Raw genomic sequence first — 26,182 nt, 5'->3', positions numbered from 1 at the left:
CCTGCCGTAACGGCGGGGCGGAGGACGGCGGGGCATCGGTGGACATGAGCACCTCATGGGGATGAGCCGGCAACTGTGACGTTGGTCGCCCGAGCCCCGCTATTGGTTCCCGCGCACCCGAACGAGCGCCGCGCATGTCATCCCTAGGAGCAGACCCCACGCCACGGTGAAGCCACCGGTGGCGTCGCGAAGCAGTCCCAGCAGCGGCGGGACGAGCACGATCGCGACCTGGTTGCCCATCATGGCCAGGCCGAGCGCGAACCCGGTCCGCCCCGGGGCGACCTCGGCGACCATCGCCACCCAGGGCCCGTACCACCCGATGCCGAAGAACCCGAGCCAGACGAACGCGATACTCGCCGCCACCGCCGACCCACCCAGCGGCGTCATCACCACCAGCAGCCCGGCGGCAACGGCAAGCATGCTGACCCGCACGACGTCATGGCGCCGGGCCGGAGCCCGGTCGCTCCAGGCGGCGAGCAGAATCCGCCCGGCGACCCCGGCACCCTGGGCAGCCACCAAAATCGCGGTGGCCCGCCCGGCCGACATGCCGGCGGCGTCATGCAGATGAAGAACAGTCAAAAGCCCAATCCCACACTGTACGGAGATCAGCCCCACGCCATACCGCAACGCCCGCCGCATCCCTGGCTCCCGCAGCAGCGCCCGCCGCGACCCGACCGCCCGCTCAGCCCCAGCACCCGAGCCGGCAGCCAGGGCAGCCCCGCCGCCCGATTCGGCAACCGAGACGGCGTCAGCGCCCGGCCCGGCACCGACGCGCAGGGCAGAGGTCCAGGTGGCGCCGGCGCGCGAGCCGGTGGCCGACGCAGCGCCGGTGGGCAACGCGGGCGGGCGACGATAAAGGGTCAGGAAGGCGGCTGCGCCGAGCAGTGCGATGAGCCCGCCGGTGAGCGGCGTGGCGCGCCAGCCGAACGCGGTGGCGATCGCAGGCAGCGTCGCGGAGGCCAGCGCGGCACCCAGCGGCAGACCGGCCTGGCGGATGCCCATCGCGGTGCCGCGCCGCGAGGCGTCGAACCAGGACGCCACCGATTTGCTGCCGCCCGGCTGCACGGTGCTGTAGCCGGCGCCGACGACCAGCAGGACGGCGAGCAACGCCGCGTACCCGGGTGCGAACGCCCCGGCGACCAGCGCCCCGCCCACCACGGCCGCGCCCGCGGTGACCACCCAGCGCTCATCGAAGCGGTCGAGCAACTCCCCCGCGACCAGCAATCCGATCAACGGCACGAATTGTCCGGCCGAGACGAGAAGGCCAAGCTGGGCGGCAGAAATTCCAAGATCAGACCGCAGCTGTACGCCGAGAGCACCGACCCCCTGCACGAAGAACCCAGCCGCCGCCTGGGTAAAGGTGGCCACGGCCAGGATGACCCAGCGATATTTCATTGAGCCAAGCCTGCTGTAATGGTCTTATGCATCTCAACCCTTACGGCGAGGATGCCGTGAACCTGGCCGCCGACCTGGTGAACCGACCCCCGGCCGACCCCGCCGAGCTGGCCGCACGATGCCGCGAGGCCGGCCTGATCCTGGAAACCCCGGTCACCGAGACAGACCTCACCCGAACCAGGAGCGTCCTAGGCAACTGGGAAACAATCGTCGACGCCCGCGACGACCACGAGCGAGCCACGCTGCTCAACCGGATGCTCGCCGAGGCCGCCGCCTACCCCCGGCTGACCGACCACACCGGCGGCTGGCACCTGCACTACCGCGACCCCGACCAGTCCCCGAGCGCGGTGCTGACGTCGCTGATCGCGGTAGGCACCGCACTGCACCTGGCCGGCCGAGGCATGCACCGCCTGCGCCGCTGCGCAGTCCCCGAGTGCGGCCTGGTAGTCGCCGACACGTCCCGCACCGGCCGCCGGCGCTACTGCTCAACCCGCTGCGCCAACCGAGACGCCGTCCGCCGCCACCGCGCCCGCCAGCCCGCTCGTCTGGCTGTCTGACCGCCTGGCCGGCATCTGACGGAAGCTGCCTGACGGGCACGTCACAAAGCATGCCCATTGAGAAAACTTGCACTGCGAGCAATCATTGGGTCATGGCGAAAGTGTGCACGCGGCATCGGCGGTGGCTTCGGGCTGTCGCGGTGGTGGCGGTGGTGGCGCTGCTGGTCACCGAGCTGGTGCTGGGGTGGTCATCGCTGGCCGGCGCCCTTCGCCAGCTGCGCACGCCGCATCTGGGCTGGCTTGCCCTCGCGGTCTTCGCCGAGGTCGCCTCGATGAGTGCCTACGCCCGCATGCAGCGGCGGCTTCTGCGGTCGGCCGGGGTTCGGGCCCCCTACCTCGAGAACATGCGCCTGGCGCTCGCGGCCCATTCACTCAACGAGACCCTGCCCGGCGGACCGGCGTTCTCCACCCGGCTCAACTATCAGCAGATGCGCCGGTTCGGGGCCAGCCCGGCCATCGCGTCCTGGGTGATCGCGCTCAGCGGGATTCTCTCCGGCGTCGCGCTCGCGGTGGTCACCGTGGGCAGCGCGATCGCGGCGGGCGGGGCCACCCACTGGCAGAACCTGGTCGCCCTGGTGGTCGCGGCCGTGCTGCTCACCCTCGGCGTACGCCGGATCGCCCAACGCCCGGAGATGGCCGAGCAGCTGGCCCGGCTCCCGCTGGCCTGGTTCAACCGGCTGCGCCGCCGGCCGGCCCATCACGGCCACGACCGGGTCCGCGGCTTCCTCGAACAGCTGCGCGCCGCCCGGCTCAGCCCCGGCCACGGTGTCGCGGCCGCCGCCTTCGCCCTGCTCAACTGGCTGCTCGACGCGGTCTGCCTGTGGCTGTGCTTCCGAGCGATCGGCGAGCCCCCGGCCGGACTGACCGCCGTGTTGCTGGCGTTCTGCGCCGCCATGGCGGCCGGCACCATCACGATCGTCCCGGGCGGCCTGGGCATCATCGACAGCGCCCTGATCCTCGGACTGATGGCAGGCGGAGTGAGCGGCGCAGCCGCCCTGGCCACGGTGGTGCTCTACCGGTTGATCAGCTTCGGCTTCATCATCGGCGTCGGCTGGCTCTCCTGGCTGCGAATCCGCCGCTCGGCGGCCCTGACCCCAGAGGCGCCGGCCGCCCTGACCACGAAGGCATCGGTCACGGCCGGTCCGGCTGCGGCAACGCCGCGGCCGACCAGGGTTCGCATCGCGGATGCCGAACCCCGCACGGAAGCCGAGCCCCGCGCGCACGAGATCGCGAACGCCTAACGTGCAGAAACACCAACGTTAGGCAGACGAACGTTAGGCAGACGAACGTTAGGCAGACGAACGTTAGAAACACCAACGTTAGAAGCTTCAACGTTAGGCAGGCGAACGTTGGACCGTTATCTCGTCGTGTCGTGATCGGGGTTAGTCGCGGATGGCATCGGGAAACAGGGGTTAGTTGATCTAGGCCCTGGGGAGGACCGATGACCGCGGTGGTCGAGAACGATGACCTGCAACAGCGACGAATTCGGGTTCGGCAGCGGGAGCTGCTGCTGGCGCTGGAGCAGTGGGGGCCGGCCTACCGGAACGTGGCGGGTGACTCGCTGCGCTACGTCTTTGAGATCGCGGCCGCCACCGAGGAGGAGCAGGCGTGGCTCCGGCAGCAGAAAGTGCCGGCCGGCGCGCGCAGCTCCGACGACGTGCGTGAGCTGGGCCGGCAGGCCAACGCCGACGCCAGCGCGGCCTTCCTCGCCGGCGACTACGCGCGGGCCCGCGACCTGATCGATGACGCCCGGGTCTACGGCGCGCTCCCGGACGGCGAGTGGGCGCGGCTGCACCAGTTCATCGACTCCAAGGTCTGAATCAAGGGGGATCAATTGCCTGCTGCTCGTCGGTTCGCGGTGTTGTCGTCGTCCACCACACCGGCAAACCCGCGGGTGCTGTTCCGGCAGGCGGTCGTGCTGGGTGGCAGCGTCGCGGGGCTGATGGCCGCCCGGGTGCTCAGCGACCACGCCGAGCAGGTGCTGATCATCGAGCGGGACGACCTTGCCGCGCTCGACCTGCCGGACGAGCGGGCGGCGGCCGAGGCCGCGCCCCGGCCGGGCGTTCCGCAGGGCAGCCAGGTGCACGCGCTGCTCCCGTCCGGTATCAATCAGCTGCAACGCTGGTTCCCGGGTTCCTCGCGGAGGCCCACGCGGCCGGCGCGATCAACCCGCCGCCCGGCACGAACCGGTTCTATCTCGACGGCGAGCTCCGCGACGAACCTCCGGCCGACCCGGACGAAAAAGCGCTGATCTCCAGCCGGCCGTTCCTGGAGGCGCTGATCCGCCGCCGTGTGATGGGCCGGGCCAATGTCCGTACGATCCAGGGCCGGGCCGAAGGCCTTGTCCTCAACAGCAAAGAAGTCGTCGGGGTGCGGCACGACGGCGTCGAGGCCACCACCGCTGAGCAGGTCGGCGAGGTCGCCACCTATCACCAGGCGGACAGCCGGCGTCGCGATGGCCGACCTGGCCCTCCCGCACGTCGACGGCCCCTACCCGGCGGGGTACCGGGCGATCCGGTGGGCCAGCGGCCTGATCTTCAAGGCGTCGATGCGCGACCACCGCGTCAATCACCGGGTCGGCCAGGTCACCACCCTGCTCGCGCATCCGAGCGCGCTGGCCGAACCCCGGTTCCTGATGCGGGCCCTGGCTATCGGCGCGCGAGCCGCCTGAACACCGGCATGGTGTCCAGCGTCGTGGTGACCTGCGCGGTGCTGCCCCCGGCATAGGTAACCCCGGTGAAGTAGTCCTGCCAGGTGTTGCCGGGCGGGAACCACACCGTGGTGGTGGCGGTCGTGCCCGGCGTGGTGACCGGGGCGACCAGGAAGTCGGGGCCGTAGAGGTATTCGGCGCCGGCCGTCGCGTACGCCTCCTGCTCGCCGGGGTAGGCCAGATACAACGGCCGGACGATCGGCGTACCCGTGCGGGTGGCCTCGGTGGCAGCGGCGTAGGTGTAGGTCTGCAGCTGTTGGCGCAGCTGCAGGAATTTGGTGGCGGAGGCCTTGGCCGCCGCGCCGTACTGCCAGGGCAGCCGGTCGCTGTGGTTGGAGTGCAGCCGGTCGATCGGCTGGAACGTGCCGAGCTGCACCCACCGGGCGTAGAGGTCGTCCGGCAGCTTGGTGCTGCCCGGCTCGGTGCCGGGTTCCTGCAGGCCGCCGGTGTGCCCGCCGATGTCGTGGCTGATCGCGGCCAGCCCGGTGGCGACCGATTCGCCGCCGGTGTAACCGACCTCGAACTGCAGCGTCGCCCAGTTGGAGATGGTGTCGCCGGTGAAGTGAAGCGTGCTTCGCTTGTCGGCCCACGGGCCGGTGGGCACGGCGGTCGGCCCGCTGTAGCCGCCGGCCTGCAGCGATCCGTACGCCCGGGAGAAGGCGAAACCGGTCTCCTCGGCGTACTTCTGGTTGATCAGGGAATCCGGGGTGACGTCGGCCCTGGACGAGCGGGAGCCGTCGCAGCACCAGTCCAGCCACCAGAAGTCCAGACCCTTCGGGGCCATCGACCGGTGCAGCTGGAGGTAGGCGGCGAGCTGATCGGGATCGGACCAGTCGAAGACGTAGCAGTCCGGGCCGCCGTTGCAGCCGACCCGCTGCAGCTTGCCCTTGGCGGTCGCCTGAGCCTGCGCGAACTTGGGGTCGGAACCGAGGATGCTCGGGTGGATGTTAAGCCCGGTTCGCACTCCCTGCGCGTGCAGCCAATCGACGAAGCCCTGTGGGTCGGGGATTCGCGACGGGTCGATCGACCAGCCGTTCCACCGGTCCGGGGCCTTGAAGTCGGTGTCCACCACCAGCACGTCCATCGGCACGCCCTCGGCCTTGGCCCGGGTCACGATCGCCTGGAACTCGGCGGCGGTGCGGTCGTAGTACTCGGAGTACCAGACGCCGTACGCCCATTTCGGCAGCAGCTTGGTCGGGCCGGTCAGGGTGGAGAGATCCTGCAGGGCACGGGGGTAGTTCTGGCCGTACCCGAAGACGTACGCGTCCTGATGCCCGGCCGCGACCGAGTCGTCGAGCAGCGACCACCCATCCTGGTACAGCAGGCCGGGCGCGGTCAGCGCGCCGCCGTCGACCCCGTCCAGGCCACGGCGATAGCCGCCGAGCGGCGCGTGCGGGGCCAGCAGCGGGGAGTTCGCCGCGGTGACCGCGATCGTGTCGACGTTGACGTGGCAGCTGTCGGCGGCCGGGCAGCCCAGCGTCACCGTGTTGCTGCCGGCCGCCAGGGTGACCGGCACCGAGACCGTGCGCCAGTAGTCCCAGCCGCTCGTCGGCGTAAGGGTCGCGGCGACCCCGTTGACCGTGATCGACCGGGACTGGATCGGCTGCGCCCCGGCCTTGCCGTTGGCGTAGCGCAGCTGCACCCGGTAACTGCCGGCCCGCGGCACCCCGGTGACGGTGTAGGAAGCCCCGGCCGCGGTCTGCTCGAGGCCGGCGAGGAAACCGCTGCCGGCATAGCCGTTGTGGTCGTGGGCGCTCTTCGCGCCGCCGGTCAGGGCGCCGGTGTCCGCCTCGCAGATGGTGCCGAACGGGCACGGCTGCGGCGCCGGCGGCACCGGCACGGGGTAGGCGTCGCCGGTCCGGCCGACGGCCAGGCTGTCGATGTTCACGTTGCCGGAGTCGGTCGCGCCGCGACCGACGCTGATCAGATGTTTGCCCGCGGCAAGATCCAACCCGGCGTTTGCCACGGCCCAGGTGTCCCAGCTTCCGGTCGGAGGCAGGCTGAGGGTACGGGCGGGAGCACCGTCCACCGAGACGGTGAGGGTGCGGGTGACGTTCTGGCCGTCGCCCCCGGTGCTGTTGGCGTAGCGCACGCCCAGCTGATAGGCCCCGGCGGCGGGGGCGGTGACCGTGAAGCCAAGTGAATCGCCGGTCGCCTGGAACCCGGCCGCGAACCCGGCCCCGGTGTAGCCGCTGTGATCGGACGCGATGCCGGGCCCGCTGACGGCGAGCGACTCGGCCTCGCACAGGACACCGATCGCGCAGTCCGGAACGGTGTGCCCGGTCCACGGCGCGGCCTGCACGACTTGCTGGCCGGTCTTCAGCCGTACGGTCAGATTGTCGGTGGAGAAAGACCCCGAACCCACCCGGTAGCGAAGCGTCAGCGAGCCGGTATCGATGGTCAGCCAGCCCTGCGCGGTGCTGGTGGTGTAGGGCGTGGCGGCGAATTTGTCCCGGCCGACCACGTTGAAGGTGGCGGCGTCGGTGAAGGTGCCGCCCGGCGCGTACTCGGTGCGGATCAGCATCGGCGAGAGCACCTGGAAGCGGGCGTCCCCGGAGATGACGGCCGCGCTCTTCCGATGGCTGTGGGCCTGGGCGGACGGCGACGGCGCGATGATCAGAATGACACTCGCCACACCAGCGGCGGCCCGGCGGTACCAACTGTGTTCGCGCATGGTGCACCCCTCGCCCGGATGAATCCCGACATCCGCTGGTGACAACGCTGTCGTCCGACCGAAACAAATGTCAATGCATCGATCAAGGACATGCCCGAACGCGCATGCCCTGGTGGGGTGCTCCCGCCGGTCCGACGGGCGCGACGCGAGCGGGCCGTTTATCCTGCAACCCGCAGGCACGGCGTTCTTTGAAGGAGAGCTCGGGCAATGGGTGAGGGCGAACGTCGGCCGGCCGAGGTGTTCGCGGGCGGCGGTGACGTCGGGCTCGACCTCGCCGCCGTGAGCTGGGACGAGACGCCGCTGGGCGCGCCGGACGGCTGGCCGCAGAGCCTCCGGACCGCGGTCAGCATCCTGCTGTCGTCACGTTTCCCGATGTGGATGGCGTGGGGGCCGGATCTCACGTTCTTCTGCAACGACGCCTACCGGCGCGACACGCTCGGCGAGAAGTACCCGTGGGCGCTGGGCCGGCCGGCCAGCGACGTGTGGGCCGAGATCTGGGGCGACATCGGCCCGCGGATCGCGACGGTGCTGTCCAGCGGGGCCGCGACCTGGGACGAAGCGCTGCTGCTGTTCGTCGAGCGGTCCGGCTACCGGGAGGAGAGTTACCACACGTTCTCCTACAGCCCGCTGCGCGACGACGACGGCGCGCTGGTCGGGATGCTGTGCGTGGTCAGCGAGGAGACCGAGCGGATCATCGGCGAACGCCGGATGGCGACGCTGCGCGACCTCGGCTCCGACCCCAGCGCGGTCCGCGCCGAGCAGGAGATGCTGACCTTCGCCAGCGCCCAGCTCGCCCGCAACCGGCGCGACCTGCCGTTCACGCTGACCTACCTGTTCGACGGCCCCGACGTGCGGCTGGCCGCATCCACCGGCTTCGAGGGCGGGCCTCCCCCGTTGCCGGCGTGGCCGGTCGCCGACCTCGCCGACAGCCCGGTGGTGCCGCTCGACGGGGACCTGCCCGCCGGGGACTGGGACGAGCCGCCCACCCAGGCGCTGCTGGTGCCGCTGCTGCAACAGGGCGGCACGCCGTACGGGTTCATAGTGGCCGGCCTCAACCGGTACCGCGTGCTCGACGAGGGCTACCGCGGTTTCGTCGAACTGGCCGCCGGGCACCTCGCGGCCGGCATCACGAGCGCCCGCAACTACGAGGCGCTGACCGAGCTCGACCGGGCCAAGACGGCGTTCTTCTCCAACATCAGCCACGAGTTCCGTACGCCGCTGACCCTGATCATGGGTCCGGTCGAGGATCTGCTCGCCCGGACCCCGGACGAGACGGTCCGCGCCGAGCTGGACGTCATCCACCGCAACGGGCTGCGGCTGGGCAAGCTGGTCAACACCCTGCTCGACTTCTCCCGGATCGAAGCCGGCCGGATGCAGGCCCACTACGAGCCGGTCGACCTGCCCGCCGCCACCAGCGACCTGGCCAGCGTGTTCCGCTCCGCCGTCGAGCGGGCCGGCCTCACCTTCGAGGTCGACTGCCCGCCCATGGACCAGCCGGTCTACCTGGACCGCGGCATGTGGGAGAAGGTGATCCTCAACCTGCTCAGCAACGCGCTGAAGTTCACCTTCGCCGGTGGCGTGCGGATCGCCGTGCACCCGGCCGGCGACCGGGCGGTGGTCACCGTGGCCGACACCGGCATCGGGGTGGCCGCCGACGAGATGCCCCGCCTGTTCGAACGGTTCCACCGGATCGAGAACGCCCGGTCCCGTTCCAACGAGGGCAGCGGCATCGGCCTGGCCCTGGTCAAGGAACTCGTCGAGCTGCACGGCGGCACCATCGAGGCGACCAGCGCGATCGGCACCGGCACCACCTTCACCATCCGGCTGCCGTTCGGCGCCGAGCACCTGCCGGCCGACGCGGTGGCCACCGCGGGCAGCGCCGTCACGGTCTCGGACACTGCCTCGCCGTACGTCCAGGAGGCCTTGCGCTGGCTCCCTTCTTCTGTTGATGTGGCGCCCACCCAGCAGGGCGGCGCCCGGGTTCTGGTCGCCGACGACAACGCGGACATGCGGGACTACCTCGTCCGGCTGCTGCAATCGGCCGGGCACGAGGTGCAGGCGGTCGCCGACGGGCAGGAAGCCCTGGACGAGGCCCGCAGGCAGCTCCCCGACCTGATCGTCAGCGACGTCATGATGCCCCGGATGGACGGCCTCGAGCTGGTCGCGGCGCTGCGCGGCGACCCGCGCACGGCCGGCACGCCGGTGCTGCTGCTCTCGGCCCGGGCCGGCCAGGAGGCCTCCATCGAAGGCCTGGAAGCCGGCGCCGACGACTACCTGGTCAAGCCGTTCTCCTCGGCCGAGCTGCTGGCCCGGGTGCGGGCCAACGTGGCCCTCGCGCGGCTGCGCAACCACCACGCGCGGTGGCGCACCGCGCTTGTCGACTCGCTGCAGGAGGCGTTCTTCGTCTGCGACGACGACGGCGCGGTCATCGAGATCAACTCGACCTTCACCGACATCCTGGGGTACGGGCCGGAAGGTCTCCCGTACGCTCCGGTGCATCCCTGGTGGCCGGACCGGGACGGTGACCCTGAGGGATATCAGCAGGTCAACGCGGCGTTCGCGATGATTCTCGACAAGGCTCGCGGCTCCTACACGATCCCGGTGGCGCACCGCGACGGGCACCGGCTGTGGGTGGCTGCCGCGTTCAGCCGGGTCGAGGACCCGGAAACCGGGCGGCGGGTCATCGTCGGCACGTTCCGCGACGTCACCGCCGAGCACTACGCCGTGCAGCGGGACAGCGCCCTGGCCGCGCTGAGTGTGCGGCTCTCCCAGGCCGACAGCCAGGCCGCCGCCCTGGACGGGGTGCTGTCCTCACTGAGGGGGCTGTGGCAGGCCACCGAGGTGTACGCGGCCGTGTTCACCGAGGCCGGCCCGCCCGCGCTGACCACCACCGACCCGCGCGTCCGCTGGGAGAACCTGGCCGAACCGAGCCGCCAGGCCATCGCCAAGCTGCGCACCGAGCCCCTGCTCACCCCGGTCGCCGAGCAGTCCGGCGGGGCCGGCATCGCGCTGGAACACCCCGACGGCACCATGGTGCTGCGGGTCGAGCTGGCCGAGAACCGGCCGTTCACCGAGCAGGACCAGACCCTGCTGGCGCTGCTGGCCGGGCACCTCGGCCAGGGTCTGCACCGCATTCACCAGATCGACCAGCAGCGGGAGACCGCACTGGCGCTGCAACGCGCCATCCTCGGCCCGGCTCAGCTGCCGACCGGCTTCGCGGTCCGCTACGCCCCCGCCACCCGGCCGTTGAAGGTCGGCGGCGACTGGTACGACACGGTCCCGCTGGACGACGGCCGGATCGGCATCGTCGTCGGCGACTGCGTCGGGCACGGCCTGCAGGCGGCCACCGTGATGGGCCAGCTCCGCAGCGCCTGCCGGGCCCTGCTGCTGCAGAACACCGACCCGGCGCAGACCCTCACCGCCCTGGACCGCTTCGCGGCGCAGCTGCCCGGCGCCATGTGCGCCACCGTCTTCGTCGGCGTCCTCGACCCGGCCGGCGGCGGGCTCGCCTACTCCAGCGCCGGGCATCCGCCCGCCGTGGTCATCCACCCCGACGGCACCAGCGACCTGCTCGACCAGGGCCGGTCCCGCCCGCTCGGGGTCCCGCTGGCCGGTGAGCGCCCCGAGGCGCACTACCTGGTGCCGGCCCGGGCCACGCTGCTGCTCTACACCGACGGCCTGGTCGAACGCCGCAAGCATCCACTGACCGACGGCATCGACCGGGTCACCGCCACGGTCCAGGAGGGACGCGCGGCCGCGATCGAGGACCTGGCCGCCGAACTGATGGCGAGCATGGCCCCCTCCGGCGGATACGACGACGACGTGGCCCTGCTGCTGTACCGCCATCCCGGCCCGCTGGAACTCGACTTTCCCGCCGAACCCGGCCGGCTCTCCCCGGTGCGGTCGGCTCTGCGCGGCTGGCTGGCCCGCTGCGGCATCGACCCCACCACGACCCAGAACATCCTGGTGGCCGCGGGCGAGGCCTGCGCCAACGCCATCGAGCACGGGCACCGGCACACGGCCGGCGAGCAGATCCGCCTGCGCGCCGCCGCCACCGCCGACGAGCTGCACCTGACCATCACCGACCGCGGCCGCTGGAAGACACCACAGCCGGCCGCCAACCCACATCGGGGACGAGGCCTCAAGCTGATGAGAGCCTTGATGACCGAGGTAACCGTGACCACCGGCACGGCCGGCACCGTCGTCGCCCTGCAGGCAAGGATCCCGCGATGAGCACCGCACTGACCTTCACCACCGGCCGCCACACGGACGGCGCGGTAGTCCTGGCCGCCACCGGCGAAATCGACATGAGCAACGCCGACGCCTTCGCCGCCGCCCTGACCGGCGCCCGCAAGCAGGCCGCCCAGGCCCCCATCATCGTCGACCTGACCGCCGTGGAGTACCTGGACAGCGCCGGCCTGGCCGCCCTGTTCCCGCACATCGAACAGGTGACCCTGCTGGCCTCCCCCTTGCTGGCCCCGGTCCTGACGGTGGCCGGCTTAGCCGACCTGACCACCGTCCGCGACGCGCAGTAGCGCCTCGGATTTGGTGGTTCAACTCCTCAAAATTTGGTAATCGCGGTCCGGAACCGACTGCTTCCCTTCGAATTGCACCGTGGGAATGGACTTCCTACGGAGACTTCGGCGCCCTGCCTCGGTCCAGCTCTGCAAGCGACCGGCGCAAGGCTTCCGCGTTAGCCGGGCTGCGAAGGAGGTACTCGGTCTCCTTCATCGACTCGTACTCGGCCAATGGCACGATGACGACCGGGTGGCGTCCCGAGCGAGTCACTACCAGTTCCTCGGCGTCGTCGATCACGCTGTCGAGCTCGGCGGCAAGATTCTGCCGCAACTGAGTCAAGCTCACCGTCCGCATGCCTACCCCCAGAGACGTCCAGAAAAGCTGTACCTCATCGAATCGGCTCTGCGCTACCTGAGGCTCGGGCAATTGCGGCGGTTCTTCCGGCCGTGCATCGGGCGGGTGAGCGCGCGGAGTCCCTGGATGGTCTCCACGCGCTACGTCCCGGGGCGACGCCGATCAAACGTGAGGAAGGTAGGTTCGGCTACTGGCCCAGTAGTTCCAGGGTGTCTATTACTCGGTTGGAGAAGCCCCACTCGTTGTCGTACCAGGCGACTACCTTGATGTGGCGGCCGTCCACCCGGGTCAGGGCCGAGTCGAAGATTGACGACGCCGGGTTTCCGACTATGTCGGCGGAGACCAGGGCATCTTCCGAATATTCGAGGATGCCGGACAGGGGGCCGTCGGCGGCCACTCGGTACGCCGTGAGGACCTCGTCTCGGGTTACCTCTCGGGTGACCGTGGTGTTCAGCTCCACGATCGAGCCCACCGGGACCGGGACCCGGATCGAGTCGCCGGTCAGTTTGCCGTCCAGGCGCGGGAGGACCTTGCCGATCGCCTTGGCCGCGCCGGTCGTGGTCGGGACGATGTTCACCGCGGCCGCACGGGCCCGGCGGGGGTCTCGGTGCGGGCCGTCCTGGAGGTTCTGCTCCTGGGTGTACGCGTGCACCGTGGTCATGAAGCCGTGTTCGATGCCGGCCAGCTCGTCCAGGACCGCGGCCAGCGGGGCCAGGGCGTTCGTCGTACAGGACGCGTTCGAGATGATCGTGTGGGTGGCCGGGTCGTACGCGTCGTTGTTCACGCCGTACGCGATGGTCACGTCGGCGCCGTCGGAAGGCGCGCCCACCAGGACCTTCTTCGCGCCCGCCGTCAGGTGGGCGCGGGCCGCGGTGGCGGCCGTGAAACGGCCGGTGGCCTCCAGCACCACGTCGACGCCCAGCTCCGCCCAGGGCAGCTGGGCCGGATCCCGTTCGGCCAGCACCTTGATCCGGCGGCCGTCGACGACCAGCTCGTCGCCGTCTACCGTGACCGGGCGGCCCAGTCGGCCGGAGGTGGAGTCGAAGGCGAGCAGCCGGGCCAGGGCCGTGGGCTCGGTGAGGTCGTTGACGGCGACGACGTCGAGTTTGCTGTCCCGCTCCAGCAGAGCGCGCAGCACGTTGCGGCCGATGCGGCCGAATCCGTTGATGGCGATGCGTGTCATGTCTTCAGCCTCACGAAAACCAGCCGTAACAGACAGCGGCGGGCGCGCCATGGTTCGCAAGGATCACGCCAGGCGGAACGTACGCCGGTATTCGCTCGGGGTGGTGCCCAGCACCCGGCGGAAGTGCATCCGCAGGTTGGCGCCGGTGCCCAGGCCGACGTCGGCGGCGATCTGCTCGATCCCGCGGCCGGAGAGTTCGAGCAGCTCGCGGGCCATGTCGATGCGGGCCCGCAGCACCCATTCCATCGGGGTGTCGCCGGTGTCCTCGGCGAAGCGCCGGGAGAACGTGCGCGGGGACACCGCCGCGTGCCGGGCCAGCATCTCCAGGGTGAGCGGCTTGCCGAGGCGGTGCAGGGCCCACTCGCGGGTGGCGGCGAACCGTTCGCCGAGCGGTTCGGGGACGCTGTGCGGAACGTACTGGGCCTGGCCGCCGCTGCGGAACGGCGCCGCGACCAGCCGCCGGGCCGCGTGGTTGGCGCCGGCCACGCCGAGGTCGCCGCGCAGGATATGCAGGCACAGGTCGAGGCCGGAGGCAGCGCCGGCCGAGGTGAGCACGCTGCCCTCGTCGACGAACAGGACGTTCTCGTCGACCCGCACCGACGGGTGTTTCGCGGCCAGGGCCCGGGTGTAGTGCCAGTGCGTGGTCGCCCGGCGTCCGTCGAGCAGCCCGGTGGCGGCCAGCGCGAACGCGCCGGTGGAGATGGCGGCCAGCCGCGCGCCGCGGGCGTGCGCGGCCAGCAGCGCGTCGACCACGGCTGGAGGCGGGTCGTCCCGGTCGGGGAACCGGTAGCCGGGGATGAAGACGATGTCGGCCCAGGCGAGCACGTCGAGGCCGTCGGCGACGTGGTACGACAGGCCGTCGCCGCCGGTCACCAGGCCGGGCGCGGGACCGCACACCCGTACCTCGTAGGGCATGCTCGCCCGGGTGGTGAAAACCTGCGCGGGGATGCCGACGTCGAGCGGTTTCGCCCCTTCCAGGACGAGTACGGCGATGCGGTGCAGTCGATCGGCGGCCACGCCTCCATCATGTCCGAGGGATCAACCAGCCGGCGTGCCGCAGCCGGTGCAGAACATCGCCGTACGTGGTGCCCTGGGTCCAGTCGACCTGCCGGGTGCGGTCGTTGAGCTGCACCGGATGCCGACTCGGTTGCCGGGCGGTTGCCGGCCGGTGCGGCGATGATGGCGGGGTGTGGACCCTCTCCGGCTTCTCCGACGAGATCTCCCCCGACTTCACCGAACAGTGCGCGGTCGCTTCCGGCCTCGGCCTGAAGTTCATCGAGGTGCGCAGCGCCTGGGACGTCAACATCCTCGATCTCTCCCCGGCCCAACTGAACCAGATCAAAAAGACCCTCTCCGCGTACGCCGTGCAGGTCTCGTCGATCGGCTCGCCGATCGGGAAGATCGGCATCGGCGACGACTTCCCGCCGCACCTGGACCGGATGAAGCACGCCGCCGAGGTCGCCCACCGGCTCGGCGCCCGGTACATCCGGATCTTCTCGTTCTTCCTCCCCCGCGGCGACGACCCGGCCCACCATCGCGCCGCGGTGCTCGACCGGATGCGGGCGCTCGTGCGGGTGGCCGAGGAGGCCGGCCTGATCCTGCTGCATGAGAACGAGAAACAGATCTACGGCGACGTTCCCGGCCGCTGTCTCGACCTGGTCCGCTCGATCGGCTCGCCCGCGCTGCGGCTGGCCTGGGATCCGGCCAACTTCGTGCAGGTCGGCGTGCGGCCGTTCACCGACGGCTACGCGATGCTGCGCCCGCACCTGGAATACGTGCAGATCAAGGACGCGCTCGCCGCCGACGGCACGGTGGTGCCGGCCGGGCAGGGCGACGGTGAGGTCGCCGAGACCGTCCGGGCCCTGCGCCGCGACGGCTTCGACGGCTTCTTCTCCCTCGAACCCCATCTGGCCGCCGGGCACGCCACCGGCGGCTTCTCCGGGCCGGCGCTGTTCCGAACCGCCTGGCAGGCCTTCACCGGCCTGCTCGAGACCGAGGGGATCGAGTACGCGTGACCAGCTTCGCCATCGTCGGCGCCGGCGTGATCGGCGCGCACCACGCCGCGATTCTGAGCCGGTTGGCCTCGCTGACCGCGATCGTCGACGTCGACACCGCCCGGGCCGAGCAGCTGGCGTCGGCCCACGGCGCCCGGCCGTACCCCACGCTCGCCGCGGCTCTCGGCGCCGCGCCGATCGACGCGGTGGTGGTCTGCACCCCGACCGGCCGGCACGGCCCGGTGGCCATCGAGGCCCTGCGGGCCGGGAAGCACGTCGTCCTGGAGAAGCCGGCCGAGATCACCGTCGAGCGCACCGACGAGATCATCCGGGCCCAGCGGGACGCCGGCACCCTCGTCACGGTGATCTCCCAGCACCGGTTCGACCCGGCCACCGAGCGGGTCCTCGAGGCGATCGGCCGGGGCGAGTTCGGGCGGGTCACCTCGGGCATCGCGTCGGTCGACTGGTGGCGCGCGCAGAGCTACTACGACTCGGGGGACTGGCGTGGCACCTGGGCCCTGGACGGCGGCGGCGCGCTGATGAACCAGGGCGTGCACACCGTCGACCTGCTGATCGCCGCGCTCGGCCGGCCGGTCGAGGTGTTCGCCTGGACCGGCACCCTCGCGCACGAGCGGATCGAGGTGGAGGACGTGGCCGCCGGGCTGGTCCGGTTCGACTCCGGTGCCCTCGGCGTCCTGCACGCCACCACCTCGGCCTATCCGGGCCTGAGCGCCCGGTTGCAGGTGCACGGCGACCGGGGCTCGGCGGTGATCGACAACGACGAGCTGACCTACTTCGGCGACGCGGCGGTGACCGCCACCGGTGCGAACACCGCGAGCCAGGACCCGGGCCGGCTGTCCGGCGCGCACCACCGGCAGTACCTGAATTTTCTCGGCGCCCTGGCCGGCACCGAGCCGCTGCGGGTCGACCTCGCGACGAACCGGCTGGCGATCTCGGTGATCACCGGCGCCTACCGGTCGGCCCGCACCGGCCGCCCGGTCTCCCTGGCAGGATCGGCGGCATGAGCAGCAGGCTTGGTGGTCCCGACCGCGTCCTCTCCCCCGCCGAGGTCACCGAGTTCGTCGTCGACCAGCTCGGGCGGATCGACTTCGACGGGCGCAGCGTCTGCGTGCTGGTCCCGGACGCCACCCGGGTGTGCCCGCTGCCGCTGCTGGTCGGCGCCGTGCACCGGGCGCTGCACGGCCGGGTGTCGAAGCTGACCGTGCTGATCGCGCTCGGCACGCACGGCGCGATGAGCGACGCGGCCCTCGCCGAGCACGTCGGTGTCTTTCCCGGCGTCGAGGTGCGCAACCACGAGTGGTGGGAACCGTCGACGTTCGCCAACCTCGGCACGATCCCCAGCTCCCGGATCGAGGAACTCTCCGGCGGGCGGATGACCGGCGACGTCGAGGTGCTGCTCAACCGGGCGGTCGTCGAGCACGACATCGCGCTGGTGGTCGGGCCGGTGCTGCCGCACGAGGTGGTCGGCATGTCCGGCGGCAACAAGTACTTCTTCCCCGGGGTGGCCGGCCAGAAGATCATCGACGTGTCGCACTGGCTCGGCGCCCTGATCACCTCGGCCGAGATCATCGGCACCACCTCACTGACGCCGGTGCGGGCCCTGATCAACGACGGCGCCGCGCTGATACCGGCCGACACGTACGCCCTCTGCGTGGTCACCGCCGAGGGCACCGACGGCGACCTGCACTCGGTGTCGTTCGGCGACTGCATCTCGTCCTGGGCGAGCGCCGCCGAGGTCAGCGCGGCCACCCACGTCACCTACCTGGACGCACCGGTCCGCCGGGTGCTGTCGCTGGTGCCGGCGATGTACGACGAGATCTGGACCGGCGCCAAGGGCTTCTACAAGGTCGAACCGATCGTGGCCGACGGCGGCGAGGTGATCCTGTACGCCCCGCACATCACCGAGATCGCCACCAGCCACCCGCAGATCCACGAGATCGGCTACCACTGCCGCGACTACTTCGTGAAGCAGTGGGACACCTTCTCGCACGTGCACTGGGGCGTGCTGGCCCACTCCACCCACCTGCGCGGTGCCGGCACCTACGACCCGTCGACGGGCGAGGAACGACTGCGGGTCGAGGTCACCCTGGCCACCGGCATCCCCGAGGAGGTCTGCCGGGCGGTGAACCTGGGCTATCGCGACCCGGCGACGATCGACGTGGCCGCCTTCGAGGCCGACCCGGACACCATGGTGGTCCCCCGCGCCGGCGAGGTGCTCTTCCGCCTGCGGAGCTAGTTGCTGTAGACGCGGGAGGGGGCGATCAGGACGACCGTGCGGCGCTGGTCGGCCATCACCCGGTCGTACTCGTTCCAGTCGTCGTGGGTGCCGCCGGCCGCGGTGAAGACCTCGCGTAACAGCAGTCGCAGCCGTTCGGCGTCGACGCCGCCGGCCGGGTCGTCCGGGCCGATCAGCCGGGCCGTGCCCTCGGCGGTGGCCCACTGCCAGCCGGACCGCACGCTCACCGTGAGCTGGGGCCGGGCCCGCAGGTTGGCCAGCTTCACCTTCCCGTAGGTGACGAACGCCAGCGCCGGGACGCCGGTGGCCGGGTCGGGCAGCACGCCCGCGTTGACCAGCGAGGCCTGGATCGTGCCGTCGGCCCGCAGGGTCGAGACGATCACCAGGCCCTGCTCCTTGCCCGCGAGCGCGGCGAAGTCGTCGAGCGTCGTCATGGCACGAAGCTACACCGCCGCGGTCTGCGGTTCCGGTACCGCGGCGGGGGTGGCGGCGAGGGCCCGCGAGCGCTGGGAGTGCCACTGCACCCGCCAGCCGGGACGCAGGACCGCGACCAGGTAGGCGGCGCTGCAGCACCACAGCGACGCGGTGAGCCCGGCGGCGGACAGCATGGCGGCGCCGGCCAGCCCACCGAACGGGATGCCGGACCAGGCCCACGCGGTGATCAGGGTGTTCACCCGGCCGTGCAGGGCCACCGGGATGCGTTCGTAGGTGTAGGCGCTGATGATCGGGTTGACCAGGCCGGAGCCCAGGCCGGCCACCGCGAACACCGACAGGACCACCGCGGCGGGCGCGCCGCAGGCCAGCACGACCAGGCGGGAGACCCCGCTGATGGTGAAACCGATCAGGTACGTGTACCGGCGCGGGAGCCGGTTGCCGATCCACGCGGTGAGCAGCGCGGTGCCGACCGACGCGGTCGCGAACGCGCTGATGGCCAGGCCGACCAGCTCGGCGCCGAGGCCGTGGTCGCGGGCCCACACCGGCAGGAGCACGGTGAGGAACGCCTGATCGATGAAGTTGCTGGCGACGATCATCGCGACGATCGCGCGCAGCGAGAGATCGCCGTGCAGGAAGGTGGCGCCCTCGCGCAGTTCCCGCAGGTAGCCGGTGGGGGCGGCGGCCCGCCGGCGGCGGCCGGGGATGAACACCGCGGTGAGCGCGGCCAGGGCCATCAGCGTCGCGGCCAGCCGCAGCGTGGCCTGCACGCCCTCGGTGGAGATCAGCAGGCCGGCCAGCGCCGGACCGGCCGCGGTGGCGGCCCGTTCCACCGCGGTGGTCAGGCCGGTGCCGCGTTCCAGCGGCTGCCCGGTGGCCGCCGTCGCCGCCGGCACCAGCACGGCCTTGGCCGCGGTGGCCGGGCCGTCGGCGGTTCCGATCACGACCGCGATCAGGCACAGCATCCACATCGGAGGGGTGCCGGGCACGGTCAGGATCACGATCGCGGCCGCCGACGCGAGGTCGCCGGCCGCGCTGACCGCCCGGGCGTTGACCCGGTCGAGCAGTGGGCCGCTCAGCGCCTGCACGATGACGAACGGGACAACCTGGCAGGTCGCGATCAGTCCGGTTTGGGTCGGACTTCCGGTCGACGTGAGAACCAGCCAGGGCAGGGCGACCAGCAGAATCCGGTTGGCGGTAAGGGCACTGCCCTGGGCCAGCAGCAGCCCGGTCAGCGGCCGCCACATCCGGGCGGGAGACATCGCGGTCACCGAACCTCCTCATGACACGGGTCTGTCGAGGATTCGTGGCCGATCGCATTCCCTCAACGCTCGTTAGACAGGTTGACCCAAATCACTGAATAGATTGGCTGCGTGTAGCCAATTGAATGCGCTCCGCAGTTTCTTTGACGACTCAGCGTGTCCTTCATATCGGCAGCGAGTAACGGTGCCGAACGGTTGCCGAAGGGGTCCGAAAAGTTGCCCTCAGTCGATGCCTGCGCCCGCCGAATTGTTGTTCGTGGCCGGCACACGGCCGACGGGAACCAGAGGGGGACGTGCACATGCATCCGGTGTCGTGGTGGGCCGAGTTCGAGCAGAACTGCGAGCGGTTCGACGCCGCGTCGGTGACCGAGGCGCTCGCCGACGTGATCGTCCCGGCCATCCCGTCGCTGCTGCTGCGCCGCGAGGCCGACCACTCCGCCGACATGGTGCTGCGCCACCTGAACCGGCCGGCCAGCGAGGAGCGGGCCGAGCGGGCCACCCTGGCGACCGTGCGGCTCGCCGCCACCGTCGCGCGGATCGACGAGCGGTCCATCGGTGAGGACACCGGCACCGCCGCGGCACACGCGCTGTGCCTGATCCTGACCGGTGACTGGGCGCGAGCCGCGGCCGCGATGGAGTCGGTCATCGGCACCGGGCCGCTGCTCAAGGCGTTCGTCTCGGCGCTGCACCTGGAGAGCTTCGGGGCCGAGATCGCGCTGCGGCTGCTCAACGCCGATCACTCCCCCGCCGTCGCGGTGCGGTCGAGCCAGGCTCTCGGCCGGTACAGCTGGTGGCCGAAGTGGCTGCAGGAGATCGTGAGCGAGCGGGTGCTGGCCGGCACCCTGGACAACGAGACGGTCGCCGCGCTGAAGCAGTGCGCGTTCGCCGGGCTCACCCCGACTCAGGCCCGGATGGCCAAGCGCCTGCTCAACGCCGACCAGCAGCTGGTCGAGGCGACCGCGTCGCGCCTGGAGAACCTGGGCGAGCACCCGGCCGCCGCCCGGTTGCGCGACGGTTGCGTGGCCACGGTCGCCTTCGCGGCCCGGCTCATTCCGGTCTAGAGGACGGCCCGGCCAGGGCCATCACCAGGGGCAGGAAGACGGTGTCGAGGATGTCGGCGACGACCTTCTCGGCATCGGCTTCGGTGATCTCCGCCCACCGCACGACGCTGCGCATGCCCTCGTAACGGACCAGGTCGAGCGGCAGCATGGCCACCCGTTCGGGCAGGTCGGCGTGGGTGATCTCGCCGCGGGCGGCCGCGTTGCGCAGGATCTCGGCGATGACGCCGGGCAGGGCCGAGGAGATCTCCCCGGCCAGGCCCCAGACCTCGGGCATCAGGCCGTGCAGCAGCTCGGGCGTGTAGTGCCGGGCCCGGCCGGCCATCAGCCGCAGCACGGTGAGGTAGTCCTCGCGCAGCGATCCGGTGTCGGGCGCCTCGGTGACCAGCGGGCCCAGGGTGTGCCGGATCGCGGCCACGGCCAATTGCGCCCGGTTGGGCCAGCGGCGGTAGAGCACCTGCTTGCCGGTCTGCGCGCGGGCGGCCACGCCCTCGACGGTCAGCCGGTTGTAGCCGTGCTCCTGGATCTCGGCCCACGCCGCCTCCAGGATCGTGGCCTCCAGCTCCTCACCCCGGCGCCTGGTCGGCACATCACACCTCCGTAAGAGACGTTGCGTCTCTTCGTCGAGAAGCCTAGCATTCCCGATTAGAGACGCACCGTCTCTTACGGGAGGAGCTTCCGATGACCGTCAAAACCCGCGAGCCCAGCCTTCTGGTGCTCGCCCTCGTGGTCGTGCTCGGCCTGGTCGCGCCGCTGCTGGACACCACGATCGTCACCGTGGCGATCCCCTCGCTGCGCGCCGACCTGCACACCTCGGTCTCCACCATCCAGTGGATCAGCACCGCCTATCTGCTGGCCATGGCCGTGTCGATCCCGGTGACCGGGTGGGCGACCCGCCGGTTCGGCGCCCGCCGCGTGTGGCTGGCCGGCCTCTGGCTGTTCCTGGCCGGGTCGGTGCTCTCCGGGATGGCGTGGAACGTCGGATCGCTCATCGGCTTCCGGGCCCTGCAGGGCGCCGCGGCCGGCCTGCTCATCCCGATCATGCAGACCCTGCTGTTCGGCGCGGCCGGCGGCAAAACCGTCAGCGGCAACACGGTCGCGCTGGTCAGTCTGCCCGCGCTGCTCGGGCCGGTGCTCGGCCCGGTGATCGGCGGCCTGCTGCTCAACCACCTGGACTGGCGCTGGATCTTCTACGTCAACCCGCCGATCTGCCTGGCCGCCATCGTGCTTGCCCTGCGCTACCTGCCGCGCGAGACCGGCGAACGCACCCACCCGCTCGACCTGACCGGCCTGCTCCTGCTCTCCCCCGGCCTGGCCGCCCTGGTGTACGGCCTGAGCGAGGCCGGCGACGGCGGCGGCCTGACCGTCGGCCTGCCGGTCGTCGCCGGTGCCGTGCTGATCGCCGCGTTCGCCTGGCACGCCCTGCGGGCCACCGAGCCGCTTGTCGACCTGCGGCTGTTCCGGAGCCGGTCGTTCACCGCGGCCGGGCTGCTGATGTTCCTGTCCGGCATGGCGTCGTTCGGGGCGATGCTGCTGCTGCCGCTCTACTACCAGCAGCTGCGCGGCGAGAGCGTGGTCACGGCCGGTCTGCTGATGGTGCCGCAGGGCCTCGGCGTCGCACTGTCCCGGCTGGTGGGCGGGATCCTGGAGCGCTGGGGCAGCCGTACCGTCGTCCTTGTCTCGGTCCTGCTCCTGATCTTCGGCACTTTGCCGTTCGCCTTCGCCGGAACGCAGACCAGCACCATCGTGTTGTCGATCGCCCTGGTCCTGCGCGGCGCCGGCCTCGGCATGATCCTGATGTCGGTGATGCTGGGTGCCTACGACGGCCTGACCAAGCCGGAGATCCCGCACGCCAGCACCGCCACCCGGATCCTGCAGCAGGTCGGTGGTTCGTTCGGCACGGCGATCCTCGCGGTGGTCCTGCAGCGCGGCCTGGCCGCCCACCCGGCCGAGCCGGCCACCGCCTTCGACCACGCCTTCCTCTGGGCCGTCGTGCTCACCCTGCCGGCCCTGGTCGCCGCCCTGTTCCTCCCCGTTGCCGCCAAGGCGAAAGCCGAAGAACTAAGCCCGAGCGCCACCGTCGACGCGTAGGACGACCCCGGTGACGAACGAGGCACGGTCACTGAGCAGCCAGGCGGCGGCCTGGGCGATCTCGCCCGGGTCGGCCTGGCGGCCCAGCGGCGTCTGCGCCACCAGCCGTTGCACCAGACCGGGTGAATCGGCCTCCCAGGCGTCGATCATCTCGGTGCGGGTGTTGCCCGGCGCGATCGCGTTGATCCGGATGTCCTCCGGGCCGTAGGTGATCGCGGCCGACTCAGTGAGGCTGTTGACCGCCCGCTTCATCGCGCCGTAGGCGGGCAGCGCCGGGTTGCCGGTCAGGCTGCCCACGCTGGAGTTGTTGACGATCGCCCCGGAGCCGGCGGTGGCCCGGATCGCCGCGACCTGGGCGACCATCGCCAGCCACACGCCTCGCAGGTTGACCTCGTAGAGCCGGTCGAAGTCGGCCTGGCTGACCTGATCGAGCGGACCGGGCGGCGAGATCGTCGCGCCGTTGTTGAAGGCCACGTCGAGCCGGCCGAACCGGTCGACCGTGCGGTCGACGGCGGCCCGCACGCTGTCGGGGTCGGCCAGATCGCACACCACGAACTCGGCGGTGCCGCCGGCCGCCCGGATCTCCTCGGTCACGGATTTGAGCTGTTCCTCGGTGCGGGCGGCGAGCAGGACCCGGGCGCCCTCGCGGGCGAACAGGCGGGCCGCGGCCGCACCGATCCCCCGGCCGGCGCCGCTGACGAAGGCGACCTTGTCGTCGAGAAGAGATGTCATGCGGCAAGCCTCCGCCGGCTCGCGGGCGTTAGGCAGGGATCGGCGGTACCTGGCTGAGCGCGGAACCGGCGAGCAGAATCGCAGGCATGAATCGAGCGGAGCAGGCATGAATCGAGCGGAGCAGGCATGAATCGAGCGGAGCTGGCCGGCTTCCTGCGCAGCCGGCGCGAGCGGATAGCACCCGGCGACGTGGGCCTGCCGACCGGCCGGCGCCGCCGCACTCCGGGTTTACGCCGGGAGGAGGTGGCCCAGCTGGCGTTCATCTCCACGGATTACTACACCCGCCTCGAACAGGCCCGCTCCCCGCACCCGTCGCGCGAGGTGCTGTCCGGCCTGGCCCGGGCGCTGCGCCTGTCCGACGCCGAGCGCGATCACCTGCACCACCTGGCCGGCGAACCACCGGCGCCACCGGCCGGCCCGTCGCGCGAGGTGCGGCAGAGCATCCTCGACCTGATCGCCCGGCTCCCCCAGTCGGCCGCGACGGTGATCTCGGCCAGCTTCGAGGTGATCGCCTGGAACGATCTGGCGGCCGCGCTGATGGAGGATTTCTCGGTGCTGCCCCGCCGCGACCGCAACCTGGCCCGCATGGTCTTCCTGGGCGGCCCCGGCCGGCTCTACCAGGTTTCCGACGCCGATCGGTTCGCCCAGCACGCGGCGCATCGGCTGCGGGCCACCGCCGCCCGCTACCCCGGCGACCCGGAGGTCGCCGAGTTGGTCCGCGACCTGCGCGCGGGCAGCGAGCGGTTCCGTGAGCTGTGGGCGTCGCACGACGTGACCGACGAGCCGACTCTGGTCAAGACGTTCCAGCACACCGAGGTCGGGCCGGTCACGGTCAACTGCGACGTCCTCGACATCGCCGACCGCGACCAGCGCCTCGTCATCTACACCGCCACGCCCGGCTCGCCCTCCGAGGAGGCCCTGGCCCTGCTCTCGGTGATCGGCGGGACCGGCTCTAGCCCAGCAACGTCGGACGCTGCCACTCCTCACCGCGCACATGGTGGGCCAGGAAGGCGAGAACCGTCTCGTACCAGACCTTCGCGTTTCCGGGTTTGAGGATCCAGTGGTTCTCGTCCGGGAAATAGAGGAATTTGTGCGGGCTGGTCCCGTCGTCGGCCTTCGAGCGGGACAGCAGGTCCCACCACAGCCGCAGCGCCTCGCCGATCGGCACGCGGTAATCGCGGTCGCCGTGGATCACCAGCATCGGGGTGGTGATGGCGTCGGCGAAGCGGTTCGGCGAGTTGTCGGCCAGGCGCTCGGTGGTCAGCTCGCGCAGCCAGTAGAACGGGGCGTCGGTGGTGGTCATCATCTGGCCGAGGTCCCACAGCGAGGCGTGCGTGACGATCGCCGCGAACCGGTCGGTGTGCCCGGCCACCCAGTTGGCCATGTAACCGCCGAACGAGCCGCCCATCGCCGCGGTGCGCGAGGCGTCGATCTCCGGGCGCTGCTCGGCGGCGTCGGTGAGCGCCATCAGGTCGGTGTAGGGCGCGTCGCCCCACGACCCCCAGCCGCGCTTGACGAACTCGTATCCGTAGCCGACCGAGAGGGCCGGGTCGGGCAGCAGCACCGCATAGCCCTGCGCCACCATGATCCACGGGTTCCAGCGCCACATCCAGGCGTTCCACGAGCCGAGCGGTCCACCGTGGATCCACAGCAGCAGCGGGGAAGGCGTCTCCCCGTGCGGCAACGCGAGCCAGGCGCGCAGCGGGGTTCCGTCGGCGGCGGTCGCGGTGACCTCGACCAGCTTTCCGGGCACGGTCACGGCCTCGGCCGGCCCCGACAATCCCGAAACCCCGCCGGACCCGTCCGCCGCCACCCGCACCGGGCTGGGCGGGCTGTCGACGGCACTGCGCAGCGCGTAGACCCACCGCCCGTCCGGCGAGACCCGCACGTCGGAGTAGGCGCCGTCGTCCGGGGTGAGCCGGGTGACCTCCCCGCTCGCGACGTCGACCCGCCACAGCGGTGACCGCCCCTCGTGGTCGGCCTGCACGATCAGCGCGGCACCGTCCGGCGTCCAGCGGGCGCCGCCCGGCCACCGGTCCCAGCCGACGGTCAGATCCCGGACCGGGCCACCGTCGACCGGCACCACCGCCAGCCACACGTCGCCGGGATCGTCCGCCGAGGAGCGCCGCTGGACCACGATCGCCACGGACCGGCCGTCCGGCGACACCTGCGGCTCGCCGTAGTCGTTGGCCGGGTCGCCGGCCAGCGTCCGCCGCTCCCCGGTCGCCAGGTCGACGGCCGCCACGATCGTCCGCTGCGACCCGAAGCGCTCGGCCTCGGCCCAGGTGACGACCAGGGTGCGGCCGTCGGGGGTGAGGTCCCAGGAGGCGTCCTCGGTCTCCACCGCCCGCCCGGCGTGCCCGGTGAGGTCACGCAGCTCCAACTCGCCGCCGCCGGCCAGGTCACCGGTGAGCAGGCGCGGCCGGTCCGGCCCGAGGTCGTGGTCCCAGCGGCGCACCGGGTATTCCTCGTGCAGGATCGCCGAGACGCCGGCCTCCTTGCGTCGCTTGCGGGCCTCGGTGTCGGCGTCGAGGCCGTCCGAGGAGGGCAGCAGCCCCGAGCCGGCCACCACCGTGCCACTCGCGCTGACCACCACCCCGTGCAGGCCACCGGCCGGTTTCGCGAGCACCCGGGCGTCGCCGCCGGCGGCCGGCTGCAACCACAGGGCGGCCGAGGGTTCGTCGTCGTCCTCGCCGTCCGGACCGGGCCGGGCCGAGGTGAACAGCAGGTCACCCTCGGGTGTGAAGGCGGCCGCCGCCTCGCCCTTGACGCTGCGGGTCAGCTGCCGGGCCGGCCGTTCCCCGTCCGGGTCGACCTCCCACAGCGCGGTGGCGTAGCGAGCGTTCTTCTTGTCCGGCGTCCCGACCCCCACGACGAGCCGGCGGCCGTCGGGCGACAGCCACAGCCCGGCGAGCCGGGGCAGACGGACATAGGCATCGAGGTCGCCGAACGAATCGATCATCTC

23 protein-coding genes are annotated in these 26,182 nt (G+C 71.5%); 13 read left to right on the top strand and 10 right to left on the bottom strand.

What is annotated here, in order from left to right; all coding sequences use genetic code 11:
• Window positions 1-99: 99 nt before the first annotated feature.
• On the bottom strand, window positions 100-1,395 hold the full coding sequence (locus Ate02nite_RS22595) for an MFS transporter (RefSeq protein ID WP_203808680.1): 1,296 nt from the start codon (window positions 1,393-1,395) through the stop codon (window positions 100-102).
• A gap of 26 nt (window positions 1,396-1,421) precedes the next feature.
• On the opposite strand from Ate02nite_RS22595, the gene Ate02nite_RS22590 reads away from it, so the two are divergent.
• The 5 genes from Ate02nite_RS22590 to Ate02nite_RS22570 all read left to right on the top strand — a co-directional run bounded on the left by Ate02nite_RS22590 (window position 1,422) and on the right by Ate02nite_RS22570 (window position 4,623).
• On the top strand, window positions 1,422-1,952 hold the full coding sequence (locus Ate02nite_RS22590; protein WP_203808678.1) for a CGNR zinc finger domain-containing protein: 531 nt from the start codon (window positions 1,422-1,424) through the stop codon (window positions 1,950-1,952).
• Window positions 1,953-2,044: 92 nt separating this feature from the next.
• Window positions 2,045-3,193 (top strand): lysylphosphatidylglycerol synthase transmembrane domain-containing protein, encoded by a 1,149-nt coding sequence (locus Ate02nite_RS22585; RefSeq protein ID WP_203808676.1) that lies wholly within the window; start codon window positions 2,045-2,047, stop codon window positions 3,191-3,193.
• A gap of 200 nt (window positions 3,194-3,393) precedes the next feature.
• Window positions 3,394-3,771, top strand: a complete 378-nt coding sequence (locus tag Ate02nite_RS22580) for a hypothetical protein (protein WP_203808674.1) — start codon at window positions 3,394-3,396, stop codon at window positions 3,769-3,771.
• A 15-nt stretch (window positions 3,772-3,786) separates the two neighbouring features.
• Complete coding sequence (locus Ate02nite_RS22575) at window positions 3,787-4,203, top strand: hypothetical protein (RefSeq protein WP_203808672.1); 417 nt, start codon at window positions 3,787-3,789, stop codon at window positions 4,201-4,203.
• Window positions 4,204-4,407: 204 nt separating this feature from the next.
• Window positions 4,408-4,623 carry a hypothetical protein gene (locus Ate02nite_RS22570; RefSeq protein ID WP_203808670.1) on the top strand — a complete coding sequence of 72 codons (216 nt, stop codon included), beginning with the start codon at window positions 4,408-4,410 and terminating at the stop codon, window positions 4,621-4,623.
• Here Ate02nite_RS22570 and Ate02nite_RS22565 read toward each other — a convergent pair.
• Window positions 4,601-7,336 (bottom strand): TIM-barrel domain-containing protein, encoded by a 2,736-nt coding sequence (locus tag Ate02nite_RS22565; protein ID WP_203808668.1) that lies wholly within the window; start codon window positions 7,334-7,336, stop codon window positions 4,601-4,603. The genes Ate02nite_RS22570 and Ate02nite_RS22565 overlap by 23 nt on opposite strands.
• 207 nt (window positions 7,337-7,543) lie before the next feature.
• Here Ate02nite_RS22565 and Ate02nite_RS22560 point away from each other — a divergent pair, with 207 nt between their 5' ends.
• Complete coding sequence (locus tag Ate02nite_RS22560) at window positions 7,544-11,569, top strand: SpoIIE family protein phosphatase (RefSeq protein WP_203808666.1); 4,026 nt, start codon at window positions 7,544-7,546, stop codon at window positions 11,567-11,569.
• Complete coding sequence (locus Ate02nite_RS22555; RefSeq protein ID WP_203808664.1) at window positions 11,566-11,871, top strand: STAS domain-containing protein; 306 nt, start codon at window positions 11,566-11,568, stop codon at window positions 11,869-11,871. Before Ate02nite_RS22560 ends, Ate02nite_RS22555 begins: the two co-directional genes overlap by 4 nt.
• Window positions 11,872-11,965: 94 nt before the next feature.
• On the opposite strand, the gene Ate02nite_RS22550 is transcribed toward Ate02nite_RS22555, so the two are convergent.
• The 3 genes from Ate02nite_RS22550 to Ate02nite_RS22540 all read right to left on the bottom strand — a co-directional run bounded on the left by Ate02nite_RS22550 (window position 11,966) and on the right by Ate02nite_RS22540 (window position 14,408).
• Window positions 11,966-12,208: a type II toxin-antitoxin system Phd/YefM family antitoxin gene (locus tag Ate02nite_RS22550; RefSeq protein WP_203808662.1), complete on the bottom strand. Its 243-nt coding sequence runs from the start codon at window positions 12,206-12,208 to the stop codon at window positions 11,966-11,968.
• Window positions 12,209-12,395: 187 nt separating this feature from the next.
• Window positions 12,396-13,391, bottom strand: a complete 996-nt coding sequence (gene gap, locus Ate02nite_RS22545) for a type I glyceraldehyde-3-phosphate dehydrogenase (protein WP_203808660.1) — start codon at window positions 13,389-13,391, stop codon at window positions 12,396-12,398.
• Window positions 13,392-13,454: 63 nt separating this feature from the next.
• Window positions 13,455-14,408 carry a GlxA family transcriptional regulator gene (locus Ate02nite_RS22540; protein ID WP_203808658.1) on the bottom strand — a complete coding sequence of 318 codons (954 nt, stop codon included), beginning with the start codon at window positions 14,406-14,408 and terminating at the stop codon, window positions 13,455-13,457.
• Window positions 14,409-14,578: 170 nt separating this feature from the next.
• On the opposite strand from Ate02nite_RS22540, the gene Ate02nite_RS22535 reads away from it, so the two are divergent.
• Genes Ate02nite_RS22535 through Ate02nite_RS22525 form a run of 3 tightly spaced genes read left to right on the top strand, consistent with a single transcriptional unit; the run spans window position 14,579 to window position 17,642 of the window.
• A complete protein-coding gene (locus Ate02nite_RS22535) occupies window positions 14,579-15,406 on the top strand; it encodes a sugar phosphate isomerase/epimerase family protein (RefSeq protein ID WP_203808656.1) in 828 nt (275 codons plus the stop codon).
• A complete protein-coding gene (locus tag Ate02nite_RS22530; protein ID WP_203808654.1) occupies window positions 15,403-16,410 on the top strand; it encodes a Gfo/Idh/MocA family protein in 1,008 nt (335 codons plus the stop codon). Before Ate02nite_RS22535 ends, Ate02nite_RS22530 begins: the two co-directional genes overlap by 4 nt.
• Entirely contained in the window at window positions 16,407-17,642 is a 1,236-nt protein-coding gene (locus Ate02nite_RS22525; RefSeq protein WP_203808652.1) for a lactate racemase domain-containing protein, read from the top strand. The genes Ate02nite_RS22530 and Ate02nite_RS22525 overlap by 4 nt, the downstream gene beginning before the upstream one ends.
• Here Ate02nite_RS22525 and Ate02nite_RS22520 read toward each other — a convergent pair.
• Both Ate02nite_RS22520 and Ate02nite_RS22515 read right to left on the bottom strand, forming a co-directional pair.
• Window positions 17,639-18,076, bottom strand: coding sequence for a TIGR03618 family F420-dependent PPOX class oxidoreductase (locus tag Ate02nite_RS22520; RefSeq protein ID WP_203808651.1), 438 nt, complete (start codon window positions 18,074-18,076; stop codon window positions 17,639-17,641). The genes Ate02nite_RS22525 and Ate02nite_RS22520 overlap by 4 nt on opposite strands.
• A 9-nt stretch (window positions 18,077-18,085) precedes the next feature.
• Window positions 18,086-19,336, bottom strand: a complete 1,251-nt coding sequence (locus Ate02nite_RS22515) for an MFS transporter (protein WP_239147603.1) — start codon at window positions 19,334-19,336, stop codon at window positions 18,086-18,088.
• A 299-nt stretch (window positions 19,337-19,635) separates the two neighbouring features.
• Between Ate02nite_RS22515 and Ate02nite_RS22510 the strand changes: the two genes are divergently transcribed.
• On the top strand, window positions 19,636-20,397 hold the full coding sequence (locus Ate02nite_RS22510) for a hypothetical protein (RefSeq protein WP_203808649.1): 762 nt from the start codon (window positions 19,636-19,638) through the stop codon (window positions 20,395-20,397).
• Here the strand turns inward: Ate02nite_RS22510 and Ate02nite_RS22505 are convergent.
• Window positions 20,384-20,983, bottom strand: coding sequence for a TetR/AcrR family transcriptional regulator (locus tag Ate02nite_RS22505; protein ID WP_203808647.1), 600 nt, complete (start codon window positions 20,981-20,983; stop codon window positions 20,384-20,386). The genes Ate02nite_RS22510 and Ate02nite_RS22505 overlap by 14 nt on opposite strands.
• Before the next feature lie 92 nt (window positions 20,984-21,075).
• Here Ate02nite_RS22505 and Ate02nite_RS22500 point away from each other — a divergent pair, with 92 nt between their 5' ends.
• Window positions 21,076-22,485: an MDR family MFS transporter gene (locus Ate02nite_RS22500; RefSeq protein WP_203808645.1), complete on the top strand. Its 1,410-nt coding sequence runs from the start codon at window positions 21,076-21,078 to the stop codon at window positions 22,483-22,485.
• Here Ate02nite_RS22500 and Ate02nite_RS22495 read toward each other — a convergent pair.
• Window positions 22,456-23,217, bottom strand: a complete 762-nt coding sequence (locus Ate02nite_RS22495) for an SDR family NAD(P)-dependent oxidoreductase (RefSeq protein WP_203808643.1) — start codon at window positions 23,215-23,217, stop codon at window positions 22,456-22,458. The genes Ate02nite_RS22500 and Ate02nite_RS22495 overlap by 30 nt on opposite strands.
• A gap of 126 nt (window positions 23,218-23,343) precedes the next feature.
• Here Ate02nite_RS22495 and Ate02nite_RS22490 point away from each other — a divergent pair, with 126 nt between their 5' ends.
• Entirely contained in the window at window positions 23,344-24,270 is a 927-nt protein-coding gene (locus Ate02nite_RS22490; protein ID WP_203808641.1) for a helix-turn-helix transcriptional regulator, read from the top strand.
• Here the strand turns inward: Ate02nite_RS22490 and Ate02nite_RS22485 are convergent.
• A complete protein-coding gene (locus Ate02nite_RS22485; protein WP_203808639.1) occupies window positions 24,170-26,179 on the bottom strand; it encodes a S9 family peptidase in 2,010 nt (669 codons plus the stop codon). The genes Ate02nite_RS22490 and Ate02nite_RS22485 overlap by 101 nt on opposite strands.
• Window positions 26,180-26,182: the final 3 nt, after the last annotated feature.

This window comes from Paractinoplanes tereljensis (genome assembly GCF_016862435.1).
Lineage (GTDB): Bacteria > Actinomycetota > Actinomycetes > Mycobacteriales > Micromonosporaceae > Actinoplanes > Actinoplanes tereljensis.
Note: the sequence above shows the minus strand (reverse complement) of the source record. Positions and strands in the feature narration are given on the sequence as shown.

Bases quoted from the DNA above. Each gene is read 5' to 3' on its own strand.
- Ate02nite_RS22595 (WP_203808680.1), bottom strand. From the start codon at position 1,395: ATGAAATATCGCTGGGTCATCCTGGCCGTGGCCACCTTTACCCAGGCG.
- Ate02nite_RS22590 (WP_203808678.1), top strand. From the start codon at position 1,422: ATGCATCTCAACCCTTACGGCGAGGATGCCGTGAACCTGGCCGCCGAC.
- Ate02nite_RS22585 (WP_203808676.1), top strand. From the start codon at position 2,045: ATGGCGAAAGTGTGCACGCGGCATCGGCGGTGGCTTCGGGCTGTCGCG.
- Ate02nite_RS22580 (WP_203808674.1), top strand. From the start codon at position 3,394: ATGACCGCGGTGGTCGAGAACGATGACCTGCAACAGCGACGAATTCGG.
- Ate02nite_RS22570 (WP_203808670.1), top strand. From the start codon at position 4,408: ATGGCCGACCTGGCCCTCCCGCACGTCGACGGCCCCTACCCGGCGGGG.
- Ate02nite_RS22565 (WP_203808668.1), bottom strand. From the start codon at position 7,336: ATGCGCGAACACAGTTGGTACCGCCGGGCCGCCGCTGGTGTGGCGAGT.
- Ate02nite_RS22560 (WP_203808666.1), top strand. From the start codon at position 7,544: ATGGGTGAGGGCGAACGTCGGCCGGCCGAGGTGTTCGCGGGCGGCGGT.
- Ate02nite_RS22555 (WP_203808664.1), top strand. From the start codon at position 11,566: ATGAGCACCGCACTGACCTTCACCACCGGCCGCCACACGGACGGCGCG.
- Ate02nite_RS22550 (WP_203808662.1), bottom strand. From the start codon at position 12,208: ATGCGGACGGTGAGCTTGACTCAGTTGCGGCAGAATCTTGCCGCCGAG.
- gap (WP_203808660.1), bottom strand. From the start codon at position 13,391: ATGACACGCATCGCCATCAACGGATTCGGCCGCATCGGCCGCAACGTG.
- Ate02nite_RS22525 (WP_203808652.1), top strand. From the start codon at position 16,407: ATGAGCAGCAGGCTTGGTGGTCCCGACCGCGTCCTCTCCCCCGCCGAG.
- Ate02nite_RS22520 (WP_203808651.1), bottom strand. From the start codon at position 18,076: ATGACGACGCTCGACGACTTCGCCGCGCTCGCGGGCAAGGAGCAGGGC.
- Ate02nite_RS22515 (WP_239147603.1), bottom strand. From the start codon at position 19,336: ATGTCTCCCGCCCGGATGTGGCGGCCGCTGACCGGGCTGCTGCTGGCC.
- Ate02nite_RS22510 (WP_203808649.1), top strand. From the start codon at position 19,636: ATGCATCCGGTGTCGTGGTGGGCCGAGTTCGAGCAGAACTGCGAGCGG.
- Ate02nite_RS22500 (WP_203808645.1), top strand. From the start codon at position 21,076: ATGACCGTCAAAACCCGCGAGCCCAGCCTTCTGGTGCTCGCCCTCGTG.
- Ate02nite_RS22495 (WP_203808643.1), bottom strand. From the start codon at position 23,217: ATGACATCTCTTCTCGACGACAAGGTCGCCTTCGTCAGCGGCGCCGGC.
- Ate02nite_RS22490 (WP_203808641.1), top strand. From the start codon at position 23,344: ATGAATCGAGCGGAGCTGGCCGGCTTCCTGCGCAGCCGGCGCGAGCGG.
- Ate02nite_RS22485 (WP_203808639.1), bottom strand. From the start codon at position 26,179: ATGATCGATTCGTTCGGCGACCTCGATGCCTATGTCCGTCTGCCCCGG.